The organism is Ochrobactrum sp. BTU2 (assembly GCF_024539785.1).
Lineage (GTDB): Bacteria > Pseudomonadota > Alphaproteobacteria > Rhizobiales > Rhizobiaceae > Brucella > Brucella anthropi.
Map to the genome: position 1 here is coordinate 357,981 of NZ_JAHWRG010000004.1, position 23,081 is coordinate 381,061.

Consider the following 23,081-nt stretch of genomic DNA (forward strand, 5'->3'; position numbering starts at 1 on the left):
GCAAGTCTGGCTATTAGCATTCCCACTTCGACGCGCCAGAGATCAAAGCCGCGCCGCATCCGCATGTATCTCCTTCACGCGCGATCGGTGCGCCTTCGCATTGATATTTCCCAGACCCTGAAACAATGGCCGTCACCCCATGGCCGGGAATCGGACAGGAATGCAGATCGCCTTTCCGGGCAATCAACGCGCCTTCGCACTGCCATTTCGAAGCGGACGAAATCACCGTGCCGCCGTGGGAGGATGTGTCACCAAGACGAACGATACGCGGCATTATTTCAGGTGTCCGCTTGCGCCGGTGATAGAAATCTCACCGGAAGTGTTGATGGTGATCGCGCCCGTTTCGCGGTCAATATGGATGGAGCCACCCGGAAAGGTCGCACCCATATCGTCATTGCCGCTGAAGGGCGGCGCGTCCTTGTCATTATATTTGGAGCCGATGACGCAGCCGTCTTCGCCCTTCATATCGACAGCGCACCATACCTCGTCGTCAACATCCGGCATCAGGAAGCTTTTGGTCTTGCCGGACGATTTTGCCAGCACGTCGACCCAGAAGGAAACCGTTTCATCCTCATCCACGAACTGGACCTTGACCCGCATCTTCGTCGGATCGCGATCAACCACGATCCCGCGCTTGTTTGAACTGTTGGAGCTAAATTCATTTCCCGCGCGCATCGATAATCTCCGCTTCTGATGTATAGCCGTCCCGGCTCATTCGGTGGGTGGATGTGTCGATCAGGTACTTGCCGGAATACTTCCCGAAATCGGTCATATCGACCGTGACGCCCGCCAGAACACGAACATCGCCCACAAGTGAGATCGAGCCGGAGCGGCTTTTGCGGTTCTTGAAATGCAGGCGCGATTTCGCGAGCGCCTTGGCATTGGCAGGGCTTTCCGTGCGCTCGCCAGAGATTTTGAGGGTGTCGCCGGTCTTGACCTGGGCGTCCTCTTCCTCTGACTTGATCGGCTCTTTCTTATTGGCATCCAGATAGCTGACGTTTGCCTTCGAATAGGTCTCGGCAGTCTGGAATTTCAGGCGATAGTCCAGAAGCATCGAGCCGATCTGGGTATGGCTGATCGCGAGCGCTGCGGCGCGGCCATCGACTGACTTAAACGAGGTGAAGATTGCCCGCTTGCCCTTGACCGTGAAATAATGCCCCGTGTCCTCGGCCAGCCGCGTTAGAAACTCGAGATCCCGCTCCCGGCGCTGGGTCACGCGCTCGAAATTGAGATTCTCAATATCGCCTTCCAGCGACAGGCCATTTTCGCCGGTCACTTTGCTGACAATGGCGCGCAAAGACTGCTTTTCAAAGGCGCGGGTCTTTTCGGTGCGCAGCGGCTTCGAAATTGGCGCAGCAAGACCGCGAATGGTCATAATGTCGCCATCACGACTGCCCGACGCTTCCGGCTCATCCATTTCAAAGTCGCCACACGGCAAAACGCCGCCTTTGCCGTCGAAGATAGTGAGGTTCATCACGTCGCCGGGTTCGGGACACCATTCGCCCTTCCAGCGGCCATCCTTGTCCTGCACCTCAACTTCGATCTCATCCACCTCGCCATGGTGCTTGTCGGTATAGCTGATCGACGTGGTCTGCGGGTCCATTTCGGACGAAATATCGACGCCCTGATAGATCAGCGAGAAATAGGGTTTCGTCGCCATCAGGCAAATTTCCAGATCGACCAAGCGCCGCCGAGCAATCCGGCCACGAACTGGATGGTGAAAGCTGTAGGCAAGCCAATGTCACGAAAGATCGAAATCAAGAGCAACACGATCATCGCTGCAATAGCAGCGACAACGCTTCCTGCTAAAAAGGCCAGCAACCTAAGAGTGGAAATCAGTCGTTCATCCATATCAGGCTCCATAAACAGGATTGTTGCGTTTCCACGGCGGCAACAGGTCTGTATTGCTGGCCTCCTCGGCAATCACCGGGATTTTGAGCGTGATGCCGTGCGGCAGAACAAGCGGCGGCACGGCTAGCGCATCAAGGAAGAGATCGCGATTGGCTTCGATCAGCACCGTCTGCTTGTACTGGTCGCCATAATAACGATAGGCAAGCAAGTCCCAGCGGTCGCCGGTCGCGGTCACATGATCAAAATAGTCGCCGGTCAGTTTCGTACTCATTTCTTCACCTGCGGATTTTGAGCAGCACCCTTGGAAATGGCCGGGGCGCGGGATTTGGCGATGGAAGTAATGAGCGAGAACAAGCCCCCGGCAATCGGGTCTTCAAGAAGCGTGATTGTTGCCTCAATCCGTACCGGAACGCCGACCAGACTGGTTTTGACAATGGTGATGGAAAGGCTGTCCACTACATAGCGTTTGCCGTTAAAGACACCGTTGCCGAGAACCAGAGGCATTGGTGATTTCAGCGCGAAGGCAGCTTCCAGCTTTGCCAGTTCCACAGCGGGCGTGCAGAATTCCTCGGAAAAGAAAAAGGCGAATTCTTTCCGGTCCAGTTCTTCGCCAATCTCCTGCAAGACGGGTTTGCCGCGCGTGGGACCATGCTGCGCAAAGGTCGCCACCCGCTCATAGGAATGCGCGGTCGGGCCGGTGAGCGGCGCAATTCCTAATGGGATGCTGCCGAGAAGATAAATCAAGGCGCGATCTCCCGCTCCAATTCATAATGGAGGCAAGCGCCCTCCCAATAGGATTGGCATGAACGGCAATAGCGCTCCTGACCTTCTTCCAGCATGGTGGGACACGTTTCACACACCCAGCTACTCTCTTCCTGAAACACATCCAAAGCATGCCGCATATTCCGATGGCGTTTCATCAAGGCTTCCTCCGATTGCTTTTGCGCCGCTCTTCGTCAACAAGCTTGGCGATGTGACGAGCATGGCTGGAAAGCTCTTTCTTGAGATCGGCCTTCGCGGTCTGTGCATCGCCCGACAGGCTTAGCGTAGGCTTGTACTCGATATGCACGCCGCCACCCGACTGCGACTGGGCGATTGAGGCGGACTGGCTGCGCGCGGCTACTTCCGAGCGCACGGCAGCACCGGCGACCGGCTGCGCGGAAACCGGAACGGTAGCGCCGGAAATGCTGGCGGCGGCGAGTGTGGCCGCTGCCGCGCCACGCATCGCCCTGACCATCGGCGCGGGCCGGATCGACGAGGCGATGGTTTCGGCAAATTTCAGCTTGTGGATGTCGGACAGCGGCCCGACCTTGGCCGGAGACGATGGCAGGTGGTCACGGACGGCCTGCGCCATCTTCTGGATTTCCGCCGTCACCACCGCCGCCCGCGCGCGGATGCCTGCCGCCATGGTGTCCATCAGGGCGACACCCTGATTATAGAAGCTGACATTATTCAGGAAGGCCTCTGCCTGCCGGATGGATGATGTGACCGATGCGCTAACCTGTTGCGCCGAGGTTTCCAGCGCCGCAAGCTTGCCCATGGCCGTTGCAGTGTCGATAGCGGCAACTGCCTGCATATCGGTTTTGAGCGCTGCGGTCGCCATCTGTGCCGCCTGAATGGTGGCGGGATCAGTCACGCTGATATTGGCTTCCGTATCGCCGCCGCTGAAGGTGAAAACAGACTTCACCTTGTTCCATGCACTGGCAACACGCGCCGTCGCCCCGTCGATCAAACCGCCGATGGTGTCAGAAATTCCAGCCCATGCTGTGGTGATCGTTTCAGTCGGCACCCAATCGAAAATCGACTTGATTGAGGTCCATACGCCATCAACAGCCTGAAACGCATTTTGCACCGCAGCCGATACCGCGCCGGAAATGCCGTCCCAGTTCTGGATGATCAAACCGGTAGGCGTCCATGAGAACGCGGTTTTCACCAAATCCCACGCGCCGGTCACAATGCCCGGAATGGCGCTGATAAAACCCTGAATGGTGGACTGGATGCTGCCCCAATTCTGGATGATCATACCGGCAGGCGTCCACGAGAAAGCGGTTTTCACCAAATCCCACGCGCCGGTCACAATGCCCGGAATGGTGCCGATAAAACCCTGAATGGTGGACTGGATGCTGCCCCAATTCTGAATGACCAGACCTATAGGGGACCACGAAAAGGCTGTTTTCAAAACCGATAGCGGGTCAAAGCCGAGCAGGCTTTTCAGCTTTTCCCAAAGCGCCGACGCACCGGCTGCTATCGAATTCCAAAGACCGATGAAGAATTCCTTGATCGGCCCCCAATAGATATAGATCGCAGCGGCAGCGGCGACGATAGCCATGATGAGAAGCACAATCGGGTTTGCCATCAGGGCCGCGCTCAACATGGTGATGCCCATCGCGATCTGAACGATGCCAGCCGCCGTCGAGATCAGGACCGGCGCAAATGCTAACGCACCCAGAATGGCTGCAAGCCGCTCCCACGAACCGACATAATCCTTTGCTGCAACCAGATAAGTGCCAAGTTGCTGGAGGACGCCATAGACCCGGACAGCAAATTGCCAAGCCGCGTTCAGAATTTGAGTAAGACGAGTGCTGATATATTCGGCCCACTGTTGCAAAGTGCCGTCATCTGCCATCGAATTGACGGTATCGAGAACAAGCTGAAGCTTGCTTTTCATCCATTCAAAAAGCCCAGCATCCATTACGGCAAGCTTGAATTGGAGCCAGATATCCGAAAGGTTGGAAGTCATACCTTCCCATGTTTTCGACATCTTATCTGACGCTCCGGCGCTGCGGCGTCCCATTTCTTCGACAAGGTAACGAATAGCATCACGACCCAGCTCGCCCTTCGAAGCCATTTCTTGAAGTTCAGCGGCATTTTTCTTGTACTTTTTGGAAAGGATGTCCCAGACGGGTACGCCGCGTTCCAGCAACTGGAGCGCTTCTTCACCTTGAAGCTTCTGCTTTGTCCAAGCCTGACCAACGGCGAGCGTCAAGCCCTCTAACTGCTCGGACCCTTTGCCGGTCGCAGCCATAGTATCGACCAAAGACATCAAAGTGCCATCGGTCGGATCAAGACCAAATGTTTTCAGGTTGCGGTAAGCTTCCACAACCTGATCGAGTTCAAGAGGCGTCTTCACAGCAAACTCTGTGATCCAATCGAGCGCCTTTTTGCCTTTTTCGGACGAGCCTTCCAGCGTTTCAAGCTGAATCCGATAGCTTTCAAATTGCTTTGCCGTATCGAGCAACTGACCCGCTGCTAGTGCAGAACCACCAACGGCAGTCGCTGCTAATCCCGCAGCAACTGCCATCCCACGAAATGTCTTTCTCGCACCAGACTCAATCTGTTTGAAACCGCTCTTCCCAAGCGCCACTGTCTGCTTATGCAGCGCGACTGTCGCCCGACCGGCAGCACGCGCACCGGCGACAACACCATTGTAAGCGCCACGCGCAACGGAACCGAGCTTGCCAAGGGCTGATGTCTGTTTCTGGGTGGCTTTGGTGGCGTTATCGGCGGCTGACTGCGTAGCCTTTGAACCAGCCTTAACAGCAGCAGCAGTTTTCTTTTCCGCAGCCATGATCTTGTTCATGACCTTGGTAGCGCGGTCGATGCCCTCAAAAATCATCGCAAAGCGCATAAAAAAACCTCCGGTCGGAATACCCACCAGAGGTCGCATTATCTACGATTTAAAATGAACGGACATGATGTCCGGTCACTTGTCGGCAGTGGCTTTCCGAATAGCTTCGGCCTTTGCCTCTTCGAGTTCTACTGTTTCTTCATACCAGAACAGAAACTCTTCAACGTCCATGGCCTGCAACCTATCATGATCCCATCCCTTTTCAATAAGGAAGATATGTTGAGCAGGATGCGATAGGGTTAGTTCAGAACGTTTCCCGACTCCCCCTCGGCGTTGTCATCCTTGCCGCCGAACACTTCACCGATGAGCTGGAGCGTATCGCCAGCGGGAACAAGCTCAGCCAGATCGGTCAGTGTGAGCTTTTCGCCTTCAAAGCGGACAACTTCGCAGACGAAAGCCGCCTGCGCCTTTGGCGTGTCACCCTTGGCAACGCGCTGCGCCTTCATCCAGAGGCCGTGGTTGATAAAGTTCGGCACCGTGCAGGAAATGCCGCTTTCGCTCAATGTTACTGTGCGCTCGCCTGCATTGGCATCCTTATGGGCCTTCAGTTTGGCGCGGACGCCGGATAGTTCGATCTTTTCAGCCATTTGTGTCTCTCAAAACGTTAGAAATCATGGGAGCCAGCCGCGCTACTACCGCGACTGGCAGTGAATAAAGCTGCCGCTAACAGCGCAGGCGGGTTTCAATGAAATTGAGTGCGTCGGATTTCAGGCTTTCGACATATTCCGGCGCGAGCGGTAAAGCGGCCCGGATTTCACGATGATAAGGCTTGGCATTTTCTGCCTGCCGCACGATTGTCATCACCGCTGGAAACGCCATCATGTCCTGATGGTCGTAGTCAGTAAGACTGTAAGCCAGCATCACCGGATTGCTGAAAGGCATGGCTGGTGATGGTGTCGGATAAAGCGAGACGGCGATCATGCAGATGATGGCCGACATTCCAACCAGATAGGCGCTTATAAAAGCTGCTGTCTTGCGCATGGTTTCCTCAAAGAAAAGTTTCAGGAATAGTCCGGTCTGGTCGCGCGATTAACGCGGCCAGACGTCTTCGCCATTGATGCGATAGATGTTGTTCCACGCATCAAAATCGATGATCGGCGTATCGCCGCCGTAAACGGCCTGCTTGAATGTACTGATCGAAATGTCGTGCTCCTGGGCGAGGTTTTCGCCAAGCTTCGCCGTGCGTCCGCCGGTCTTCATCATCTGGAACCCGATATGCGTGATCAGCGTATGCGACTGATCCGCGTTCAGGCCCTCACCATCGAAAATATCGACATAAGAGTGGATTTGGAGCTTGTGGACCTTGGTTGGGTTAAGGATTGCCCGGGACACTTCCTCATCCAGCCATTCGAAGGAAATCTTGCCCTCAATCGCCTGCACCGGGCGACCGGGCAGTTTCAGAATGCCGATCATACCGAGCGTCTGGTGTTCGACCTCAGCATGGGCGATCTCGCCAAGGTCCAGCTCGGCCACGCGGCCACAAACATCAACCTCGTTGATGTAGCAGTCGGCCTGTGTGATCTGTCCGATTTTACGTGCCATGGATTAAGCCTCCTGTCAGGCCGCGAGCGAAAGCGCGTCGGAGATGAATTTCGTGTCGACGTAGGAATCGACGGTGATGCGCTCCATGACCGAGGTCGGATGGCACTCGAACTTGTAGAAGAACCGGCCATCGGCAATCTGCTCGGCGGTGTTCTTGGTGCGGTCAAACCGGAAGGTCGCGCCGTAGAAGACGCCATCACCAATCTTGGAGCGCAGATAGGCGTTGACGCCTTCTTCCGCCGCTTCGACGTTCTGCCGGGTGCCGAGCCGATCCACGTAGTTCATGAGGTAGAAGATGATCGCCTCATGCGACATGTCGAGGATGCGGCGGGCATGAATGAAATTCTCGACATGGGATGATGTCGGGAACGCTGCCGAGCGGTTACCAAAGGTCCGATGGCCTGTTGCAAACGAGCGCATGGCCGTGACGATGCCAGCTTCGTTGAGGAAGTTGGTGTCGTTCTGGTAGTCGGACGGATAGAAATTGATCGGAACTTCAAGATCAACAATGCCCTTGATCTCACGGTTGGACGGCGAATGATGCCAGCCCTGTTCAAGGTCGGTCGCTATGATGACACCGGCCAGACGCGAGGACAGAGGATCAAGGCGAGTTTCGGTTGCGCCTGTGGTGTCCTCAATCACCACATGCGGATAGGTCAACACGGTGCGGGCGCTGGAAGTATTGGCGCTGCCGGTCGTGCCACGCGCCTCGACTGCCTGCTGCTTGGTCAGCCCAAGCGGCATATCCGCAATGGAAATTGCATGAAGGCGGTTCGCCACCACGTCCATTTCCGTGCGAACGGTGGCGGTCGGAGAATAACCCGGCGCAATGATGAGCTTCGGAAAATAGCCGAATTTGTTGTAGCACTCATAAGCGCCGGAAAACCCGGTCGCCTCACCAGTTGGCAAAATCGTGCCGTTGATTTCCTGTGTCGTCACCTTGGACGGGTCGGGCGTCGTGTCTTCCTTATGGGTGTCAGGATCGAACACATTGTTGACGATGATGGTGCCGCCGTCGCCCTGATCGAAAATCGCATCAAGGGCTGCGGGGATGGTGTAGCCATCCTTGTGCTGGCCGAACGCTGCCGAGGCTTCAGCGCGGGAACGGATGATAACGCGCTTGTTAATGTAGTCGGCGCGCTTTTCAGCCGTGTCATGCACGTCCTGAATAGGAGCCGTGCCATTGACATAGGTGACGGCAGATTTCACGTCGCGAACGACGGTCACGCCATCCTTATGCTCAACGACCTCCGGGCCGTGATGGAAAGTTGCAGCCATAGGTCAGGCTCCTTCAGACAGTGTGCCGCCGACCACTTCCGCCGCGCCGGTTTCGGCAATCAGCAGTTTGCGGGCGATCAGATTGCTAACGATTGGATGGTCTTCCGGCAGGCCGGTATAGGACGCGCCCGGAAACAGCATCCGGGTCTTTTCGCCCTCGATGTCGAGCGGCGTCACTGGTCCGGTATAGCGGTAGGACTTTCGGCCCATTGTTGAACTATGTGGCTGCTTTGCCATTGCTTGGCTCCTCTAGAGGGTTGAAAATGCCGGTCGCATGAGCGGCGCGGGTGACTGGACGGTACGGGCAACGGCAGGGATCGGGAGCGCGATGCGGATTTCCCATCGCCAGACGCCATCGGCTTCCTGCATGAGCTGGTCGCGGTTCATGACGGCAGGACCAGCACCGGCAAAGGCTCTGCCCTGAAGTGCAAGGCGGATATCTTCTAGATGGTTGTAAGCGCCGCCTTCACCGCGCAGCGAGCGGACCAAAAGCACAAGCGAAAACTCCATCGTGCGGGCTTGTGCGGTATTGGCTGGGCCTTTCGGAGCCGCATAGCGCGAACCGGCATAGTGGATCAGCAGCGCGGCAGGCAGGCCGGAAAAATCATATTGCTTCGGATCGTTCGGAAAGACCTCAACCTTGCACTGACCGGAAACGCTCTCCTTCAGGACAACAAGAAGCGCGTCTTCAATCTGTTCAATGACCAGTGGCGGGCGAACGGTACGCAGATTGTCGGTCATCAGCGCCACCCCTGAAGAATACCGGGAACACGCGCAGGCGGGATGATTGCGCCGACGCGGCTGGACCCGGCTTCGCCGTTCACCGGCTCGCCTGTGATTGGCAGTTCAAACTTGCCAGTGGCGACCGCCTTGATATTGGCTAACGCCGCATCGTGACGTTCCTTGACGATTTCCGAAACCTGCCCCTGACCGCCCGACTTGTCGCGCAGGCGATAACGGGCGATATCGCCGATCAGACCTTTAACAAGCGCAGGCGTGGTGTCGGGCGCAAGGGTTTCGATGACGGCATAGCGGGCGCGGGCATAACCGATCAGAATATCTTCGGCATAGGTCAGCGCCGCCTCAATCTTGACGGTATCAAGCGAGCGACCGGCAGCGTCGTTCAGATTGCCAATGCCCGCAATCTGCGAGACTTCGGCCAGTCCGAACATCTCCGTAAATTCTGCAACCGTTACAAAACGTGGCATTGGTCAAAATCCGTTGTGAGTGTGGAAACGAGCGGGATGGCCAGAAAACGATCATGGATGCCATCCCGCTCGAAAGGTCCGGCTTGAGAGACTTCGGAACGGACCTTATTTCGTGGGCTTGGCAGGCTTGGCGTCGTCATCCTTGCCGGGGTCGGCGTCCGGCTTCGTCAGCTTCTCCAGTTCCGCCTGTGCCGTTGCCAATTCAGCGTCTGCGTCGGCTCTGGCCTTTTTTTCGGTGCTCAGATCGGTTTCTAGATCGGAAGCCGCCTTTTCAGCGGTTTCGGCGCGGGCCTTCATTGCAGACAGATCACCTTTCAATTCGGTGATTTGCGCTTTCAAAGGCTCGACTGCACCCGAGACGGCAGCTTCAACCAATGCCTTGGCTTTTTCTTCAGCTGCCCGCTCAACCGCCTCCTGAAAATCGCTTTCAAGCGGCGTGTCGGACAGATCGACCGAGACTGCGTCCCGAACCGCGTCCGGGTTGATGACGCCGGAGGCAGCAAGCTGAAGCGCGAGCGTCGTTGTGACGGTGACGGACTTTCCTGCCGGTTCTCTAACGCCGTCGATCTTGGCGGGGCCGGTCAGGGTGACGGAAAGTTTGCGATCTTCCATGTGTCCCTCCATCAAGCCGACGCCGAACCGGCATTCTGGATCAGGAAACCAGCCTCGGCCCCGGTGATGGTGGCGCGGCGCTCAATGGTGGTGGGATAAATCCACGAACCATTGCGATCCTCAAAGTACGGCTTGTTGACCTGCGGATAGCCGAGCAGCTCATAGGTGTAGGCGTAGCTCGGCACCTGAAAATTGTTGCCCTGTTCCGGGACATAGGCGAGGATCGCATCATCGCCCCAGACATCATTAGCAAGAGCGCTATCGTCAGCGGTTTCCGGCAGATAGACCGCCGCGCCCACAACCACCTTCTTCACGTCGAAATATGCGGCAAGCATTTCAACCGAGATGCTGTCCTTCGACGTATATTTGAACTGTTCCTTGATCTTCGGATGGTTCTTGAGCGCATTGGCGGCGTTCGGGCCGAGCGCCAGCGTATTGGGATAGCGCCCGACCGAACGGCGAATTGCTTCCTTGGCGGCATCAATATCGGCCTTCGGATCGGAGTTCGGGTCCGTCCAGCGATCAGCGCCAACCAGTGCCAATTTGTGATTGGCATCATATTTCGACGCATCACGGGCAAGCTTGGCGCTGTCGACCTCAAGTGTCAGGTCGAGGATATCGAGCACCATGTTGACGGCACCGGCAGCGAGATCAATGCCGGGAATGGCCTCCGCCTCCTGCTGATGTTCGGTCGGAACAACCGCCTCAAGGGAATCCTGTACGAGCGAGACAGGATCGTCGGCATAGCCGTATTGGATGCGCTTGCGGTCGGCACCCGGCGCGCGGCGCGTGTTGAGCAGACGGAAGCTTTCCTTGCCGAAACGGATCGTGCGCATGGAGCGGTTCGGGATCGAAACACGCGGGAACAGATCGGCGGAAATGAAAGTGGAATTGCGATATCCACGCGCATGCGTCGAAAGAATTGGATCGACAACGGCAGCGGTACGCTGATTGAGAGCCTTAGACATCAAATGGTCCTTACTTGACGAGGATGGTGACGAATTCGCCGTCCGCCGCGTCGGTCAGGGCGCGGGCGAAAGCATTGGCGGAATCGGCGGCGGCGGCTTTCACGCCACCGGCGGCGGCTGAAACGACCTTCTGACCCTTGGTAATGGCACCCTTGGCGCGGATACGAACGGTGCCGATCATCATGCCCGCGACATCAAGACCGACCTCGGTTGCCGGATTGAGCGCAACGGCCTTCACCGGCGCGTCATCCGCCGTCACCTTGCCGTCATCGAAACCGACAAGGTCATAGGCGTCGAAAAGCGTGGTGGCGGTAATCGTGTCGCTGAAGACGGAATGGAAAAACTGCATGGCAAAAATCTCCGGTTACGAAACGGCGCTGACTGCGTCGAGATAGGCGGTGCCGGGATTTGCCTTCTGATAGGCAATCGCCTTGGCATGAAGCTGCATGTCGGATGGATCAACTGCCTTGCCGTCAGCCGCAAAGGATGCGGCACCGCCAGCGCCCGGCGCTTCAGGCAAGTCGAGCGAGCCGAACGAAACGACCTTCGGCTGTGCTGCCAGAATGTCGCGCAGGGCCTTTGAAACCGGAACGGCGGCTTCGCCTTCAGCAAAAGAAACAGCGGTATCGGCTGGAAGCGCATCGAGCAGCGAAACCACCTTGTCCTTGCTGGCGGCTAAAAGCTTGCCGTCTTTGACGAGGCTTTCCGCAAAAGACACGTTGTCGGCGTGGAGCGCCTCCTGCTCGCGCTTCTTGATGCGCTCTTCACGGGCGGCAATGTCAGCTTCGCGGGCGGCAAAAGCTGGATCGGGTTGCTGGCTGGGCTGCGTCACAGGTGCAGGCTCCTTTTTCGGGTTTTCGGGCTGGGCTGAAAAAGATGGGCGGACAGACGGCTTTTCGATCTCGGTTTCCGAAAGCCATTCGATGCGATAGGCGGGCAACGCCTTGTCGGCGTCCTCCAGACCGAATTTCTCAATCAGAAAATCGCGCATCATGCGGAAAATGCTGGCGGTGTCCTCAAAGCCGCGCTCGCCAAACTCGGCGCTGACCGTGACGGCAGCATCCGCCGCCGAAAACTGGACGTTCTTCAGGCCCGACACAGCGGGCGCGGCACCGCCGAGAAACCCGATATGTTTCGGATACCATGTGCCGGGAACCGGGTTCGCCGCATGATCGGGACGGAAGAAAGACAGGCTGACTTTCTTATAGCGGCCAGATTTTACGGCTTCCGAGAAAGCAGGCTCGATCTCGCCAACGGTCGCATAGAGGCGTTCCGTGCTGGCGTCATATTCAAAGCCCTTGGCCCACGCGTAGGCAGGTGCATCGGTCGAAGGATGACCGACAACGCAGGGTGCGGGTGCGGTTTCAGGATCGTAGCAGTCGGCAATCGCCTTCAGGTCCGCAGCGGTATAGGTGATGGCAGCGCCTTCCATCGGCGTAAATGTGCCGGGGCGGAAGACCTCAATACGGGCGGTTGGATTTGTGGCTGATGCGGTCGGCATGTCGGCTCCAGAAATGATCTGAAGCGACAATGCGGGATGGCTGAAAACAAAATGACCGGACGCGATGTCCGGTCAATCATCAAGCTGCCTGCGAGCCGACAATGCGTCAGGTTGCGATGAGTTTCAAGGTCCGATTACGATTTGCATCACAGACTATCATCGCCATGCCCTTTCATTCGATTTCTAACGCGCCTCTAACGCGGGGCAAATCCAAAATCGGTAGTTCCGGGCGTCCGCGCATCTTCTACGCTTCTGTGCCGCGAAAAATCAATGGCGTCATTCCACCGTCAGCCAGTCTTCGGCAATGGCAAAAATTTCCTCTTCATCGGCGGGCGATATGCCAAGATAAGGCCGGGCCGGAATGACGGCTCCCTTCATATAGCCCTTCGATTCACCGCCGAAATGCTGAATGGCGGCGTAGGCAAGTGCTGATCCAATCCGAACCTCGGTATCGCTTGCCTCTGAATTGATTGTTTCCTTCAGGTAGCCAGAAGCGCGCAGGATTGTCATCGGGGCATTTCCGTATAATCGTGATCGTCTATCTCGTGTGACTGGCGACAACGGTGCCCATCTTGTTCCATCGGGAGCCGATTCATTGTCGAAATTGTTGTCGACCGATTCAAGCAGCCGCTCGCCAACGTTCTTGTAGAAGCCGATAGGCCGCTGCATCTTGCCAATCAGCTCGGCCAGCTTCTCGCGCAAATCAGCATCGTCAATCGTGGTTTTGTAGCTGATGCCTGTCATTGGACTTTTTCCTGTTCGGGCACTATATTGAGTTTGTCAGCAACGCGAGGACCGGTGATGGTCATGGTAGCTCCCTGACACAAGGCCGGATCACCCTGGCCTTTCTTTTTATCGGGCCTTTTATTTTGCCGGTCGTTTGTAAACGAGCTTGCCGCCACGCCGTCGATCCAGCGTTCTTAGATCGGGATTACCGGCCTTGTCGGTCGTGTTGTAAGCCGTGATGGCCTCCCACAGCTTTTCCCCGATCTCGAAAACCACCATCAGGCCGGTTTTCCGATCAGCGCGAATATAACGCCGGTCAACGACAAGTTCTTCCAGATCGGGCGAAACCGGGTCCTTTTTGCGGGCGACGCCAACCCAGATTTCATCCGGGTCCATCAACGCTTCAGCCAGAAGCGGTGTGACCGTAGCGCGATCTCCCTTCAACACCTTCAAAGCGCCAGAACGATCACGGAAGAGCTGATCGGAGATCGGAAGCTTGGTGCCGGACTTATCCTGAAACAACACGGCTCTGCCGATAGAAGCCCCGAACGGTTTCAGAAAGGCGCTCACGTAATCTTCCGCCTTCAAGCCCTCTTTCAAAGGCTTTGAAGCGAGCGGAACAGCTTTTTGCAACAAATCCTCAATCGGTTCCGGTCGGTCGATTTCAACGGCCATGCGCGGATTGTCGAGAAGCGCACTCCCTTCATCCAGCAAGCTGGACGGCGTCAGGCCGCGTTCCCACAAATCACCCGGCAAATAATCCCAGCCGTAATCGATCCCCTGCGGATGTTCGATCAGCTTGCCGGTCGCGGGGTCGATCACAGGCGCATAAAGTTCTTCAGGCGATGGATCGGGACCAGTCTTGCCGCGCTTGGTCAGGTCGCGATACGACAGGCTGCGCACGCCGCAGGAGCAAAGCCAGCCATTCGGCGGGAAATGTTTCACCCACCATGGATCATCATGGCGGTAAATCTTTCCATGCCATGCCAGATGCTGCGGACGCGGGATTTTCGGCTGGCGTTTATCACCATGGATATATTCCCAGAACGGGCGCAGCTTCAGCACATCCGGGTCGCGCATCTGCTTGAGCCGACCGGCCATATGCGAGGTGCGCAGATTGGTTTCAAAGATGACGCGGGTGCGCCAGCCGCGTTCCCCTTTATATTGCCAGCCATATCGGGAGACGAGGAGATCAAACTCATTGCGGAAATCTTCTAACGTCCGGCCTTGCTCGGCAGCGTTAGCAATCGCAGTCTGGAAATCCGCGATCATATTAAGGTCGGTGGCACCCGAAATGACAAAGGCGCGATCGTGAGTGCCGCGCATGGCATCAAGCCATGACTTGGTCGGCTTGGCGCGCTTCTGGCGCAGAAACTCAATCTGCTCGCGGAACGGCTGATTGAAAACATCGGCTTCAGCAAAGCTCGGAAGTTTCTTTAATCCCTGTCGCGCTGTCGCGCTCCCCGCCTCTTGCTCACCATCACGGAATGCATCTTCACGGCCATGGAGCGCCGCCAGCTCCAGCCCGTCGCCAAGCAGATTTGCTAACGCATCCGGTGTCCATTTGGCGGCAAGCTGAAGAAGGGATCGCGCAGCCGATGCAAAGTCCGTCGCAGCGTCAAGGGCCGAACGGATTGCGTTCAGACGGCGCGTAAAATGCGCAGAACTCAAATCCTCAATCCGGTCGGCAATATCGCTGACCGGATCGGGATCATCCGCAAAGCTTACTGAATTATGGAGTTTTTTTTTGACTGAACCGGGCCGAAAAGTGCAGCAAAGGCCGGATTTTCCGATGCCAGCATGCGCAGATCGCGGGCGCGCTTGCCGCCTTCCATGAAGGTGAAACGCGCTTCCACAAGCCGGTCAATCGCGGTTTCCGACAATGCGTGGGTCAGTTCAAACGACACGATGAATTCACGCGCATCATTATCATCGTCAATCTGTGCAGCCGTCACAAGAATTTCGACAAGGGCGGCGTTTTCGGAACTGGCGGCTTCGGCCTTGGCCTTACGGGTTTCGGCCTTGTCCTTTTCATTGCTCGGACGCACCCGCCAGATGCGCGGGACGCCTGCGCCGGGGAAATTATAGTCGATCAGCCACTGCACGAGCTGCTCGCGGAGCGTATCGGACAAATGGTCGGCGTCACTATCGACCAGCAAATCAAGAATATTGGCATGGGTTTCCGCTGCCGCCTTCGAACCAGCCGTGCCGATATCGGTGGTTAGCGTTTCACCCAGAATGCAGATCGCAATCTCGGTATTCCAGAATTCGAGCCATTCCTTGTAGCTGACCGCCCCTGTGCGCGCTGCTTCCAGAAACTTGACCGAGGTTCCGACCGGAACGGTGACGGCGGCACTGGTCTTGACACTGGCAAGCTTTTGCAAAAGCTGGTTCTGCTCTTCGGAAAGCATACCGTAAGGCGTTTCCGCAATGACGGTCGGACCCGCGAACTTGTCAAGAAAATGAAGCCAGAAGGCCACGCCTTCGCGCTTGAACAACACGGCCCAGAACAACTGATAGCCGAGGCCCAGACCATAAGGATTATTGCCGACGACGCCATGGCGGTGCACGATAAACTTGCGGTCGGGCAGCTCAATGCCGTCCCGCATGTTCGCCCAGGTCAAAAGGCGCGGCTTCCAATCTTGCCCGAACGCAAAGCGGCGCTGATCATGGGTAATGACCTTTTCCGGTACGATCCGGTTGCCGTCGCGCTTCCAGACCACTTCCGAAACCGCAAAACCTTTCAGGATCGCACCGCCCGACAGATCCTCGCACATGCGGTCGAATGGCAGATTGCGCAAAGTCTCGCGCACGAAATTTGCAGCCTCCACATCAAGCGGCTTTTCCGATGCGGCTTCCACTTCCCATTCGCGGGCGACGAGCTGCTTGTTGCGCTTGGTCAAACAGGCCGATGCCCGCGTGTCCCGCTTGATCTCATCATAGATTTTAAGACCATCGCCGCCGCCGCGCTGGATCAGCGTATCGTCGGCATGCTGAAGCGCGCCGCTATAGAACGGAATGGTGATGTCGTTTCTGGCATCCGCAATTAGCGTCCGCGCCTCGGCGGGCAGGTTCTTGCGTTCTGTCGCCGTCAGGCTCTTGTCTGCAAAGGATGCCGACTTCCGGTTCTTCTTGCCACGGCTCATAGGCGATATCCCTCAAGTCCAGTATTGCCGCTGCCAGCGGCGGTCATCATTCCGCTTCCGCCCGTGCTGGCGCGATTGCCGCCTGCATAGAGCAGCGCGTTCTGCCAGAGCATGTCGAGGCAATCCGGGCCGTCATCATGATCGGCATCGGGCCATTGCTGGAGCTGGTCGATCAGCGTCTGTTGCGTGGCGTTGAGCCGGATCAGACCGGCAGCGGTCGGCGGCTGAAGTCGCTCAATGCGCAAATCCTTGTCCGCGTTAGGAATAATCGGCACGGCGGATATGCCGACACCCTGCTGTGCAGCGGTCGTCATTAGCGTTGTGCGCAGGAATTCCTGAAACTGCACCGATTCCACGAACCACAGCAGGCAGCGATATTGCCGCTGAAATGTGATGATGTCGGAAATGATGATATCCGGCAGACGGCGGCGGATAGATGCCTCCAGCACGTCCATGGTGCCATGCAAGCGGTTGAAGCCGCCAACGAGAATGGCGCTCGGATCGCGCCCATGGCCTTTCTTGCCAAGCGACGGATCGACCGCCCCGAAATGGATAAGATCGGGCTGAACCAGCGTCCAGAATTTGAGCTGGCTGAACGGGCTTCCGGCATTGATCGGCTTGTTCTGATATTCGGTCTGGAAACTGTCATGATCGGCAGCGCGTTCCAGCATGAGCCAGACGAGCGGCTGCATGGCAGGCCAGTTGACAACGGCACCGGCATCCATGGCGCTCTTGTGCGCTGTGTAGAATGCGCGGGCGGCTTCCTCGCCGTCATTCTGGTAGGCTTCTTCAAACTTGTCCCAAAGGTCCATGCGATCCGGCATGCGGATGATCGCCTGAAACTCGGCCACCCGCCAAACCGGCGTCTTTGCAGCCCGGACAAGCACAGCATCATAATGCAGCACCGTGCCAACCCAGATCACATCCATGGAGCCGTCAGGCGGGCCGACTTTCAAAGCGGCGCGCTTGATCCATGTCTCTAACTTCTTGCGCTGATCAGGCGAACGCACCTGTTCGTCATTCTCCAGATCGTCAAAGAACATCAGGTCGGGGCGATAAGGACCGTGGCGGCGACCACGCAGCTTCTGCAACGCGCCAAGCCCCTCAATGCGGACATTGCTTTTCGTGACGATCTCGCCTTCACGCCAGACACGGCCTGCGCCGGTGGCGTCGGGGAAATCATAGGACAGGCGTGGGTTTTCCGTCAGCTCGGCCTTGATCGCCTCAATCAGAAGTGCGGCCTGCGCATACACGTCGCAGACTTCCAGAATGTAGCGCTTAAGCCCAAGGCAAATGCAGTAAAGCGCAAAACCAAGCGAAAGATGTGTCGATTTGGACGAACCGCGTGGCGCGATAAACAAATCTCTAACGCCCTTTTGGGCGGCGAGGATTTCAGGAACGCGAGCAAAGATCGCCTTGTGAAACAGGCTGTGTTCGCCCTTCACATAATGCGGCAGATAGGTTTCCAGAAAGAATTGAAAGCCGGTTTCAGGATGCCGGACTTGCGCAAGCCGCTCGGCCTTGGCCTTCGGATCGGCTGGAAATGCCGACACCGACAGGTCAACCCAACGCGCAAGTTCGTCGGCTTTCCCGGCAATCCATTCGCGGAAATCCTTCTCACTGACTTTGGCTTTCAGGTTCGGGCGCTTCATGGTGCAAAGGCACTCGCGATGCGATCACCAAACGGAATCAGGATTTCCTGCACCACGGAAATGTGCTGCGGGAACTGCTCCTGAACAAAGCTGACCAGATGCTGCACCACGGACTGCGCAACGCCCAGCTCGGAAATCTTCGGTGCGAGCTTGCCTGCCGATGCCGTGACCTTGACCATGGCGTCGCCGAGCGCCACCATGTGCTTGATCTTCTGGTCGAGCGTCAGAGCTGGATTGTTCTTGACCTCATCCAGCAGCGACTGCGCCATGATGACGAAATCTTCCGTCACCGACGAAATGACCGTATCCAGCCCTTCACCGGCAATGGTGGCGGCAGATCGTGCCATATCCCAATCGTCGCCATTTTCCTTCGCAGCCTTCTTCCAGCGCCCGATGGTCGCCTGACTGACATTGTGTGTCATCGCGATGGTGGCAATCGACATGCGTCGATAGACGTAATCGGATCGGGCCTTGCGGCGGGTGTCGTGAGTTTCAGCCATTCTTGCCAGTGCCTTTGCCGATACCGAAAATGTCTTTGATAAGCTGCGGCGGGTTTTCCGATGCCTGCTTCAGCCAGAGGATGAGATTGCGGCCTGTGATCCCGTATGCAGCCGAAACCGCATAGCCCCACGATCCGGGATTTTCGGAGACACCAAGCAATTCAAGGGTGAGATCGGTCGCGACCACGCCAACGAAAACGCCTGCCGCAATGGAACCGACCGCCGTTAGAAAGTTGTGAGCGCGCCAGTCCAGAACAACAGAAATCACGGCGGCAACGCAGGAAGAAAGAAGCGTTGCCACCTTCAGGCCAAAGATGGTTTCAGGACCCGTCATTTACGTCCTCTTATGGCGGAAGCAATCACATTCAGCCCGCCGCCAAGGGCCTGAATTCCAAAGAATGAAAGTAGGATCATGCCCTGCCATTCATCGAACGGTGCCGGGAACTTGGCGATGCGCCAGCCAAGCGCGAAACAGGTGTCAGCCGTGACCAAAACCAGATGGATGGCAAAGCAACCGGCAATCACCGCCGTAATCAGCCGCATTTCCCAAAAGACTGCCGACGCGAGCCGGACTTCCTTGGCATTGCGGGCTTCTTCGATCTGGCGGCTGATGTCGGCAATGGCCGCGTCCGCCACAAGGCGTTGCTGGTCGTTTTCGGCCTTCAGCTTCATTTCATAGGCGCGGGTCAGCGCGCCTATGAAATCACCCGTCAGCCAGCGCAGAAGAGATGAGAACATCAAATCTCCTTCAGGCGATTGACCGACCAACGGCCAGAAGCAAACATATAGACGGCACCGGCTCCCAGAAGCAGAAGCAGCGCCGACACGCCGAAAGCCCACGGATTGTTAACGCCGACGATTGCCGAAACCACCGCCGTGCCGACCGTGCCGCCGATCAGGCTCTTTACGGAGCCGCTGGCGGAGGGCTTCACATCGTCAGCCGTGGCAAGCGCGGCATTGGCATCCGAGACAGGCGCTTCGACACTGGCCGCGTCAATGGCATCAAGGAAATTCTTGTGATAGCCAGCAATCAGCTTGGCTTTGTCGGTGCCGTTGACAATGGCGCGTGAGCCTTCAGGGTCATCGACCTTTGCGTTGAAATAATCCGAAAGCTTGTGGCGACCATTAGTGAAAAGCCCTTCGGCCATACCGACGATGGCAATACGGGCGCTGATTAGCGGGTCGAGGGCTTTCGAGGGGTTATTGACAAGGTCAATATCAAGTCGATCACCGAGGCGGTCGTAATTTTCCTCATGCGTGATCTGGATGAAGCCGCGCCCGAAAAAGCCATCGCGCCAGTAAGGCGTTTTGACCGATTTCAGCTTTCCGGCCTTCCATGCGGTTTCAAGACGACTTTTCGCCTGTGCGTCCGAATTTGCGTTCGTTTCGCGAACCGGCTGCATGCGACCGCCTGTTTCATGGAAAATCTGCGCGAGGATATTGGCGAGCCAGCGGCGATCCGTCAGGTGATAGTAATTCCACACATCAAGGATGACATTGATGCCGTCGACCTGCGCTTGGCTCAGGCGATTGCCGAACGGCGCACGGCGCAAATAAGAAAAGAAAGTCGTGGGATTCTTGATCGTGGACATTTCGCCTCGCGGTGCGGATTAAGAGATGTGCGAGGACTTTGGCCGGTCTTTAAAAGCAAAATGACCGGACATGAGGTCCGGTCACTGATCATTTGCAAACAAGTCGAATTGGTTGGGTGCAGATGGCGGCGCATTTGCCACCCGGCGCACATGGCGTTGCGTAATACCAAGGCGGCGGGCTATCTCACTTCTGGACAGCCCCTCTGCTTCGAGACGCCGGATCGCGGACAGCGCGTTGCGCGGTGGCTTGCAATGCGGAACCGAAAGCAGCGATCCGCCCATATAATTGCATATCGCATATCCGTCCTCTTTGCCAAGAGCCTGAATGACAGGATGGTCTTCATTCGGCTTTTTCGGGAAATATGCTTCACTACCACCATAGACCTGCACGATTTTAAGGGCAAGACGAACCCCAATCGTTTCCGCGATCTCTTCAATCGAAGCTGGCAATGCGCGACGATCACTCATGCCACACCCGTTAAAAACGATTGCTCAAAACAGGATGCAACTGCTATTTGAACAGGCATGGAAACGGGGATGCGATACTCATGAAAACTGCACTTATAGCCGGATTGATCGCTCTGACGCCGACGCTGGCATTCGCGGAAGCCGAGCTTGCCGATTGGCAAAAAGCTGGACTTGAGAAAGTGCGCGAGTACAGTCGCGTAAAAAACGCAGAATGGCAGAGCAAAACTCTCTTGTGGCTTTTTGCTGATCCGGCAGATGTTTCTTGGGACACCGTTGCGGACCAGATGACGTGCAATCAACTTCGCACAGCAGGAATGCCTGAAGGCAGTCGCGTAATGGTGGCATTTTACGATGCGAAGGCTGCGGCTAACGGCAACGGAAAACGTATGGGCTATGCGCTCTGCAAATAAAATCATCCCCGCGCCTCCATCGCCTTGAGCGCCTCAATGATGGGATTGGCCTCTTCAAACGTTAGAAAGTCAGGATCATCAACGGTAGAATGACCTCTAACAAATGTGCGCAACGCAGATCGGGAACCGTCATTGATGACGCCCTTGCGATGGCAGGAACGCCAGAGCGCATGAACCAGCCGGATATAAGGTTTTGTAGAAAGCGGCAGCGATTTGCCGCTTTTCTTCATTTTAAAGCCCAGACGCTTCAATTCATCGACCACAGCAAGACGCTGGCGCTCCGACATGGCGCGCAGCGAGTTAACGCCGGTGACGCGGACATAGAGCGCACGGATCGTATCTTCATCCATGCCCAACTGAATGCGGGCAATATTGATAACGGCGTATGTGTTCATTTCGCACCGCCAATCAAACGCTGCGACTCCCGGCCTCGAACGCCGTGTGAAATATTGACATTCTCACCCGCAGCCACACCTGCATAACGAGCATGGTCGAAACGGGTCTTATGGGAGGCCGTTTTAACACTGCGGGTATCAGGATAGCGACGGTCGCGCTCTTCCTGCGCTTTCCGGCATTCGATTGCCGAAATGCTCGGTTTGAACATCTGGAAGAGTTGCCCGTTCAGGCTGGCAACCAGACCTGCCGTAAAATCCACGACCGCCTGCTTGCGTGTGGCCGTCGAGCGGCGACGGCGATAGAAATCGCCCTTCTTGAACCGCTTCACCTCATTGTTGATCGCAGTATCACAAACATCGTGAAGATAGGTGGCAATCTCCGGTCCCGGTTCCTTGCCGACATAGATCATGACACGGCCATCCAGCGAACTGGACATCAGCGCCGCCGTATTCGTGCAGCGGGCGATAACCGGCCAGAGCGCAGCGCGGGCAGATCGAACCGCCCCATTCAATGCGGCGGCTTCCTGTGTCATTTCCAGATCGCTGTCGTACAGGCCATGTTCACGCATCAGCTCGGCCACCTTGGCAGCGGCTTCCATAGCCTCTGCCTCGGTAAAGCCCCGTGCCGTAGTACGCTCACGCAAGGCATTGATGCGTCTGCGGATGTTTTCCGAGATCATGCCGCACCTGCCATTTCCGAAAGGTGTTCAACACGGTCAACACGATAACGATGTGTCATGTGAAAGCCGTCTTGTAACGACCGTGGCAGATCGTTCGTAAACAGCAATCTATCGCCAACACCGTGCGGATACATCAAATTGACGTAGTAATTTCCGTCTGCCCAGACATTTGCTTGAAATGGCCCAGCATCCATGACGCGGCCCGTACCATCACCTAAATCCTCGACATCCCACCACAGGCAATCCTGACCGCGATCCGAAAAATGAAACCTGATCTTATTCATGAGCGCGCCCTCACGATCTGAACGATAAGGAAGATGACCAGCAAGGTCAGAACCACATTCAAATATTCGGTTGCCATGGCTGCTCCTCACTTCACCGGCTGAGCGGTTTCGAGTTCGGCTGGCTCCACGACGAAATCCTCACCTTCAGACGAGATCGAGACACCAGCAACCAGTCGCGCCCTGTCTGGATCGGCCAGCATTGCATCCTTGTTGATCTTCGTCTCTTCGTTAAGAAACGCCAGAAAGCCGAGTTTGCGGCACTGTTCGATAATCAGCTCGACGCCTTTGAGCTTCACGCTCGGTGGGCGCAAACGCCACTTCACGGTGCCAGTGCCGAAATTGTGGTATTTGACCTTACCGTCATCGGTAAGTTTCATGCGGTTCGCTTCGCAATAAACGCGAATGCCTTCTTCGTGCTGCGCAAGCTCGTCCGCCAGTTCAGCCACGTCATTGTCAAATTTCTCGCCAGCGATACGGATCGCCTCGTCTGCAATTGCCTTATGCGCCGCGATTTCGCGCTGCAATGTTCCGATGCGCCCGATAGTCCAGACGGCATCCTCTCGGTTCTGCGGAACACGGGGGAGAGCTTTTGCTTTTGTTTTAACGGCCTTTGCCATTTTGCTTTTTTCCTTCTGATGAA

32 protein-coding genes are annotated in these 23,081 nt (G+C 56.5%); 1 reads left to right on the forward strand and 31 read right to left on the reverse strand.

All coding sequences use genetic code 11. From position 1 onward, the window contains the following. Positions 1 to 13: 13 nt before the first annotated feature. The 27 genes from KWJ32_RS14150 to KWJ32_RS14280 form a co-directional block, all read right to left on the reverse strand. Positions 14 to 274: a PAAR domain-containing protein gene (locus KWJ32_RS14150; protein ID WP_256886001.1), complete on the reverse strand. Its 261-nt coding sequence runs from the start codon at positions 272 to 274 to the stop codon at positions 14 to 16. Continuing rightward, a complete protein-coding gene (locus tag KWJ32_RS14155; protein WP_256886002.1) occupies positions 274 to 675 on the reverse strand; it encodes a phage baseplate assembly protein V in 402 nt (133 codons plus the stop codon). The genes KWJ32_RS14150 and KWJ32_RS14155 overlap by 1 nt, the downstream gene beginning before the upstream one ends. Next, complete coding sequence (locus tag KWJ32_RS14160) at positions 659 to 1,660, reverse strand: contractile injection system protein, VgrG/Pvc8 family (protein ID WP_256886003.1); 1,002 nt, start codon at positions 1,658 to 1,660, stop codon at positions 659 to 661. Before KWJ32_RS14160 ends, KWJ32_RS14155 begins: the two co-directional genes overlap by 17 nt. Then, a complete protein-coding gene (locus KWJ32_RS14165) occupies positions 1,660 to 1,851 on the reverse strand; it encodes a hypothetical protein (protein WP_134789780.1) in 192 nt (63 codons plus the stop codon). The genes KWJ32_RS14160 and KWJ32_RS14165 overlap by 1 nt, the downstream gene beginning before the upstream one ends. A 1-nt stretch (position 1,852) precedes the next feature. Further along, entirely contained in the window at positions 1,853 to 2,122 is a 270-nt protein-coding gene (locus tag KWJ32_RS14170; protein WP_025200312.1) for a tail protein X, read from the reverse strand. Further along, a complete protein-coding gene (locus KWJ32_RS14175) occupies positions 2,119 to 2,595 on the reverse strand; it encodes a phage tail protein (protein ID WP_256886004.1) in 477 nt (158 codons plus the stop codon). Before KWJ32_RS14175 ends, KWJ32_RS14170 begins: the two co-directional genes overlap by 4 nt. A gap of 175 nt (positions 2,596 to 2,770) precedes the next feature. After that, a complete protein-coding gene (locus KWJ32_RS14180) occupies positions 2,771 to 5,479 on the reverse strand; it encodes a tape measure protein (RefSeq protein WP_256886005.1) in 2,709 nt (902 codons plus the stop codon). 239 nt (positions 5,480 to 5,718) lie between these two features. After that, complete coding sequence (locus KWJ32_RS14185; RefSeq protein ID WP_171380168.1) at positions 5,719 to 6,066, reverse strand: hypothetical protein; 348 nt, start codon at positions 6,064 to 6,066, stop codon at positions 5,719 to 5,721. Between the two features lie 76 nt (positions 6,067 to 6,142). Continuing rightward, complete coding sequence (locus KWJ32_RS14190) at positions 6,143 to 6,460, reverse strand: hypothetical protein (RefSeq protein WP_256886006.1); 318 nt, start codon at positions 6,458 to 6,460, stop codon at positions 6,143 to 6,145. Positions 6,461 to 6,508: 48 nt separating this feature from the next. Next, positions 6,509 to 7,021, reverse strand: coding sequence for a phage major tail tube protein (locus KWJ32_RS14195; RefSeq protein WP_256886007.1), 513 nt, complete (start codon positions 7,019 to 7,021; stop codon positions 6,509 to 6,511). Between the two features lie 15 nt (positions 7,022 to 7,036). Next, positions 7,037 to 8,299 carry a phage tail sheath subtilisin-like domain-containing protein gene (locus tag KWJ32_RS14200; RefSeq protein ID WP_256886008.1) on the reverse strand — a complete coding sequence of 421 codons (1,263 nt, stop codon included), beginning with the start codon at positions 8,297 to 8,299 and terminating at the stop codon, positions 7,037 to 7,039. 3 nt (positions 8,300 to 8,302) lie between these two features. After that, positions 8,303 to 8,536, reverse strand: a complete 234-nt coding sequence (locus KWJ32_RS14205; protein WP_076781180.1) for a hypothetical protein — start codon at positions 8,534 to 8,536, stop codon at positions 8,303 to 8,305. 12 nt (positions 8,537 to 8,548) lie between these two features. Further along, a complete protein-coding gene (locus KWJ32_RS14210) occupies positions 8,549 to 9,040 on the reverse strand; it encodes a Gp37 family protein (RefSeq protein WP_235972487.1) in 492 nt (163 codons plus the stop codon). Continuing rightward, positions 9,040 to 9,507, reverse strand: coding sequence for a phage protein Gp36 family protein (locus KWJ32_RS14215; protein WP_256886009.1), 468 nt, complete (start codon positions 9,505 to 9,507; stop codon positions 9,040 to 9,042). Before KWJ32_RS14215 ends, KWJ32_RS14210 begins: the two co-directional genes overlap by 1 nt. A 105-nt stretch (positions 9,508 to 9,612) precedes the next feature. After that, positions 9,613 to 10,119 (reverse strand): hypothetical protein, encoded by a 507-nt coding sequence (locus KWJ32_RS14220; protein WP_256886010.1) that lies wholly within the window; start codon positions 10,117 to 10,119, stop codon positions 9,613 to 9,615. 11 nt (positions 10,120 to 10,130) lie between these two features. Next, positions 10,131 to 11,087 carry a major capsid protein gene (locus tag KWJ32_RS14225; RefSeq protein ID WP_256886011.1) on the reverse strand — a complete coding sequence of 319 codons (957 nt, stop codon included), beginning with the start codon at positions 11,085 to 11,087 and terminating at the stop codon, positions 10,131 to 10,133. Between the two features lie 10 nt (positions 11,088 to 11,097). Next, positions 11,098 to 11,436 (reverse strand): capsid cement protein, encoded by a 339-nt coding sequence (locus KWJ32_RS14230; RefSeq protein WP_154144428.1) that lies wholly within the window; start codon positions 11,434 to 11,436, stop codon positions 11,098 to 11,100. Between the two features lie 15 nt (positions 11,437 to 11,451). Further along, positions 11,452 to 12,588 carry a hypothetical protein gene (locus KWJ32_RS14235; RefSeq protein ID WP_256886012.1) on the reverse strand — a complete coding sequence of 379 codons (1,137 nt, stop codon included), beginning with the start codon at positions 12,586 to 12,588 and terminating at the stop codon, positions 11,452 to 11,454. 276 nt (positions 12,589 to 12,864) lie between these two features. After that, positions 12,865 to 13,332: a phage virion morphogenesis protein gene (locus KWJ32_RS14240; RefSeq protein ID WP_076781175.1), complete on the reverse strand. Its 468-nt coding sequence runs from the start codon at positions 13,330 to 13,332 to the stop codon at positions 12,865 to 12,867. A 120-nt stretch (positions 13,333 to 13,452) separates the two neighbouring features. After that, complete coding sequence (locus KWJ32_RS14245; RefSeq protein WP_256886013.1) at positions 13,453 to 14,985, reverse strand: PBECR2 nuclease fold domain-containing protein; 1,533 nt, start codon at positions 14,983 to 14,985, stop codon at positions 13,453 to 13,455. Between the two features lie 53 nt (positions 14,986 to 15,038). Next, entirely contained in the window at positions 15,039 to 16,460 is a 1,422-nt protein-coding gene (locus tag KWJ32_RS14250; RefSeq protein WP_256886014.1) for a DUF935 family protein, read from the reverse strand. After that, the gene (gene terL, locus KWJ32_RS14255; protein ID WP_256886015.1) at positions 16,457 to 18,112 is read right to left on the reverse strand and encodes a phage terminase large subunit; all 1,656 of its coding nucleotides are present in this window, start codon (positions 18,110 to 18,112) and stop codon (positions 16,457 to 16,459) included. The genes KWJ32_RS14250 and terL overlap by 4 nt, the downstream gene beginning before the upstream one ends. Beyond that, complete coding sequence (locus KWJ32_RS14260) at positions 18,109 to 18,612, reverse strand: DUF1804 family protein (protein ID WP_256886016.1); 504 nt, start codon at positions 18,610 to 18,612, stop codon at positions 18,109 to 18,111. The genes terL and KWJ32_RS14260 overlap by 4 nt, the downstream gene beginning before the upstream one ends. After that, on the reverse strand, positions 18,605 to 18,946 hold the full coding sequence (locus KWJ32_RS14265) for a hypothetical protein (protein WP_154144416.1): 342 nt from the start codon (positions 18,944 to 18,946) through the stop codon (positions 18,605 to 18,607). The genes KWJ32_RS14260 and KWJ32_RS14265 overlap by 8 nt, the downstream gene beginning before the upstream one ends. Continuing rightward, entirely contained in the window at positions 18,943 to 19,350 is a 408-nt protein-coding gene (locus KWJ32_RS14270; RefSeq protein ID WP_256886017.1) for a hypothetical protein, read from the reverse strand. The genes KWJ32_RS14265 and KWJ32_RS14270 overlap by 4 nt, the downstream gene beginning before the upstream one ends. Next, complete coding sequence (locus tag KWJ32_RS14275) at positions 19,350 to 20,204, reverse strand: glycoside hydrolase family 19 protein (RefSeq protein ID WP_256886018.1); 855 nt, start codon at positions 20,202 to 20,204, stop codon at positions 19,350 to 19,352. The genes KWJ32_RS14270 and KWJ32_RS14275 overlap by 1 nt, the downstream gene beginning before the upstream one ends. An 81-nt stretch (positions 20,205 to 20,285) precedes the next feature. Next, positions 20,286 to 20,672, reverse strand: coding sequence for a helix-turn-helix domain-containing protein (locus KWJ32_RS14280; RefSeq protein WP_076781167.1), 387 nt, complete (start codon positions 20,670 to 20,672; stop codon positions 20,286 to 20,288). Between the two features lie 80 nt (positions 20,673 to 20,752). On the opposite strand from KWJ32_RS14280, the gene KWJ32_RS14285 reads away from it, so the two are divergent. Continuing rightward, positions 20,753 to 21,082, forward strand: a complete 330-nt coding sequence (locus tag KWJ32_RS14285) for a hypothetical protein (RefSeq protein WP_256886019.1) — start codon at positions 20,753 to 20,755, stop codon at positions 21,080 to 21,082. A 2-nt stretch (positions 21,083 to 21,084) separates the two neighbouring features. Here the strand turns inward: KWJ32_RS14285 and KWJ32_RS14290 are convergent, their stop codons facing one another. From KWJ32_RS14290 to KWJ32_RS14305, 4 genes are all read right to left on the reverse strand, one after another. Further along, the gene (locus KWJ32_RS14290) at positions 21,085 to 21,477 is read right to left on the reverse strand and encodes a regulatory protein GemA (RefSeq protein WP_256886020.1); all 393 of its coding nucleotides are present in this window, start codon (positions 21,475 to 21,477) and stop codon (positions 21,085 to 21,087) included. Further along, entirely contained in the window at positions 21,474 to 22,157 is a 684-nt protein-coding gene (locus tag KWJ32_RS14295) for a DUF2786 domain-containing protein (protein ID WP_256886021.1), read from the reverse strand. Before KWJ32_RS14295 ends, KWJ32_RS14290 begins: the two co-directional genes overlap by 4 nt. Next, positions 22,154 to 22,441 carry a hypothetical protein gene (locus KWJ32_RS14300; RefSeq protein WP_256886022.1) on the reverse strand — a complete coding sequence of 96 codons (288 nt, stop codon included), beginning with the start codon at positions 22,439 to 22,441 and terminating at the stop codon, positions 22,154 to 22,156. Before KWJ32_RS14300 ends, KWJ32_RS14295 begins: the two co-directional genes overlap by 4 nt. Before the next feature lie 86 nt (positions 22,442 to 22,527). Next, positions 22,528 to 23,058 carry a host-nuclease inhibitor Gam family protein gene (locus tag KWJ32_RS14305; RefSeq protein WP_256886023.1) on the reverse strand — a complete coding sequence of 177 codons (531 nt, stop codon included), beginning with the start codon at positions 23,056 to 23,058 and terminating at the stop codon, positions 22,528 to 22,530. Positions 23,059 to 23,081: the final 23 nt, after the last annotated feature.